The sequence below is a fragment of the Salipiger marinus genome, from assembly GCF_900100085.1.
Classification (GTDB): Bacteria; Pseudomonadota; Alphaproteobacteria; order Rhodobacterales; family Rhodobacteraceae; genus Salipiger; species Salipiger marinus.
On record NZ_FNEJ01000071.1, the window covers coordinates 1 to 3,617 of the forward strand.

Here is a 3,617-nt window from a genome sequence, read left to right on the forward strand (position 1 = left end):
AACACCGCCTCGCCGGTATCTGTATCGCTCACCGTGAGCGTGCCGCCCGTTGTCAGCATGCCATTGGTAACCGCACTGTCTTCAGTGACGCTGCCGGTCCTGTTTCCCGCAATCACCGCCGCATCGTCGGTGCCGGTGATCGTGAGGGTCACCGTCTCGGTATCACCCCCTGCCGTGGTCACGGTGAAGCTGTCGGTGAGCGTCTCCCCCGCACCGAGGCTCTGCACTGCGGCCTGGCTGTTGTCGGCGGCATAGCTCCAGACGCCATCGGTGCCGAGCGTAAAGCTGCCGTAGCTGCCGGTGGTGCCGCTCTGCGCGACAAATACCGCCTCGCCGCTGTCCACATCGCTGACCGTCAGCATGCCCGATGCCGTCAGGTCACCATCGGTGACAGCACTGTCCTCGGTCACAGCACCAGTCGTCGTGCCGCCGATCACCGCGGCATCGTCGGTGCCGGTGATCGTGAGGGTCACCGTCTCGGTATCACCCCCTGCCGTGGTCACGGTGAAGCTGTCGGTCAGCGTCTCCCCCGCGCCGAGGCTCTGCACCGCGGCCTGGCTGTTGTCGGCGGCATAGCTCCAGACCCCGTCCGTGCCGAGCGTGAAGCTGCCGTAGCTGCCGGCAGTGCCGCTCTGCGCGACAAATACCGCCTCACCGCTGTCCACATCGCTGACCGTCAGCGTGCCCGATGCCGTAAGGTCGCCGTCGGTGACAGCCGCATCCTCGGTGACAGCGCCAGTCGTCGTTCCACCGATCACCGCCGCATCATCGGTGCCGGTGATCGTGACGGTCACCGTCTCGGTATCGCCCCCCGCCGTGGTTACGGTGAAGCTGTCGGTCAGCGTCTCGCCCGCGCCGAGGCTCTGCACTGCGGCCAAGCTGTTATCGGCGGCATAGCTCCAGACCCCGTCCGTGCCGAGGCTGAAGCTGCCATAGCTGCCGGCAGTGCCGCTCTGCGCGACAAACACCGCCTCGCCGGTATCGGCATCACTCACCGTCAGCGTGCCCGATGCCATCAGGTCGCCATCGGTGACAGCAGTGTCCTCGGTGACGGCACCAGTCGTCGTGCCGCCGATCACCGCCGCATCATCGGTGCCGGTGATCGTGACGGTCACCGTCTCGGTATCGCCCCCCGCCGTGGTCACGGTGAAGCTGTCGGTCAGCGTCTCGCCGGCGCCGAGGCTCTGCACCGCGGCTTGGCTGTTGTCGGCGCTGTAGCTCCAGACCCCGTCCGTGCCGAGCGTGAAGCTGCCGTAGCTGCCGGTGGAACTATTTTGCGCGACAAATTCCGCCTCGCCGGCATCGGCATCGGAGAGGGTGAGCGTGCCGCTGGCGGTCAGGTCGCCGTCGGTCACGGAACTGTCCTCGGTGACAGCGCCAGTCGCCGTGCCGCCAATCACCGCCGCATCGTCGGTGCCGGTGATCGTGACGGTCACCGTCTCGGTATCACCCCCTGCCGTGGTCACGGTGAAGCTGTCGGTCAGCGCATCCCCCGCGCCGAGGCTCTGCACCGCGGCCTGGCTGTTGTCGGCGCTGTAGCTCCAGACCCCGTCCGTGCCGAGCGTGAAGCTGCCATAGCTGCCGGCAGTGCCGCTCTGCGCGACAAACACCGCCTCGCCGGCATCGGCATCGGAGACGGTGAGCGTGCCGCTGGCCGTAAGCGCCCCGTCGGTGACAGCCGCATCCTCGGTGACAGCACCAGTGGTGGTGCCGCCGATCACCGCGGCATCATCGGTGCCGGTGATCGTGAGGGTGACGGTCTCGGTGTCACCCCCCGCCGTGGTCACGGTGAAGCTGTCGGTCAGGGTCTCGCCCGCGCCAAGGCTCTGCACCGCGGCCTGGCTGTTATCGGCGCTGTAGCTCCAGACCCCGTCCGTGCCGAGCGTGAAGCTGCCGTAGCTGCCGGCAGTGCCGCTCTGCGTGACAAACACCGCCTCGCCGGTATCGGCATCGGAGACGGTGAGCGTGCCGCTGGCCGTGAGCGCCCCGTCGGTGACAGCCGCATCCTCGGTGACGGCGCCGGTCGTCGTTCCACCGACCACCGCCGCATCATCGGTGCCGGTGATCGTGAGGGTGACGGTCTCGGTGTCACCCCCCGCCGTGGTCAAGGTGAAGCTGTCGGTCAGGGTCTCGCCCGCGCCGAGGCTCTGCACCGCGGCCTGGCTGTTGTCGGCGCTGTAGCTCCAGACCCCATCGGTGCCGAGGCTGAAGCTGCCATAGCTGCCGGCAGTGCCGCTCTGCGCGACAAACACCGCCTCGCCAGCATCGGCATCGCTGACCGTCAGCGTGCCGCTGGCGGTCAGGTCGCCGTCGGTCACGGCAGTGTCCTCGGTGACGGCGCCAGTCGTCGTGCCGCCGATCACCGTCGCATCGTCGGTGCCGGTGATCGTGAGGGTGACGGTCTCGGTATCGCCCCCTGCCGTGGTCACGGTGAAGCTGTCGGTCAGCGTCTCCCCCGCGCCGAGGCTCTGCACCGCGGCCTGGCTGTTGTCGGCGCTGTAGCTCCAGACGCCATCGGTGCCGAGGCTGAAGCTGCCATAGCTGCCGGTGGTGGCGGCCTGCGCCACAAACATAGCCTCGCCAGCATCGGTATCACTCACCGTGAGCGTGCCGCTGGCCGTGAGCGCCCCGTCGATGACAGCGCTGTCCTCAGTGACGGCGCCAGTGGTCGTGCCACCAATCACCGCGGCATCATCGGTGCCGGTGATCGTGACGGTCACCGTCTCGGTATCGCCCCCCGCCGTGGTCACGGTGAAGCTGTCGGTCAGCGTATCCCCCGCGCCGAGGCTCTGGATCTCCGTCTGGCTGCTATCCGCGACATAACTCCAGACGCCATCCGTCCCCAGCGTGAAGCTGCCATAGCGCCCCGCCGTGGCCGTCTGCGCCACAAAGAACGTCTCGCCCACATAGACATCGTTCACCGTGAGCGTGCCGCCGGCCGTCAGCGTGTCATTGGTCGTCGCGCTATCTTCAGTGACACCGCCCTCTGTCCCACCGATAACCAGGGGCGGGGGGGGCTCCGACCCCCCAGAGTCGCCGCCCCCTGATGCAAGAGGTAGGAGCGCAGCGCCCGCAGCGATCACGCCGATTGAGCCGAGTGCCGGAAGGTCTGGGGCTAGCGCCAACTGAAGCTCTTCCTCGGCCTGCAGCGATAGCAGGATCCGACCGTCGTCAAGAATCGTGACTTCAGATGGCGGAAAAATCAGTATACGCCCGTTGTCCAGTGTCACCTCGAGCGAGCCATCCGCCAAGACTCGCGCCGTGCTCACTCCGTCGAGCGGCAAAGGCTTAACTCCCTGTGCCAAGGCAGGCCCGGAGATAAGCCCGCAAAGAACCAACCCAAGTGCGGCCCCCGGCATTCCAGCCACCATGTGGCCCCGAATTTTCTGACCCGCCTGCGGGATCGAACGAGATTTTGTCATCAAAAATTTTCTCTCTATCAAATCTGGCCCCGCCAATATGCACAGACCAGCCTATACCTCAGCAAGAGAGAAATAACGAAACTCCAACATATAGGGGCTCTGATGATGTAACCGCCCTCCGACGGCATCGCTGTGCCAAGGTGGGATCGCAACAATCCACTATGGGAGGCGGTTATGCCGGAGATTACTACGGTC

Annotated in this window: 1 protein-coding gene; it reads right to left on the reverse strand. The window is 66.3% G+C overall.

The features are described from left to right. A partial coding sequence (locus BLR51_RS26750; RefSeq protein ID WP_207543711.1) for a beta strand repeat-containing protein occupies positions 1-2,921 on the reverse strand: 2,921 nt, incomplete at its 3' end. Positions 2,922-3,617: the final 696 nt, after the last annotated feature.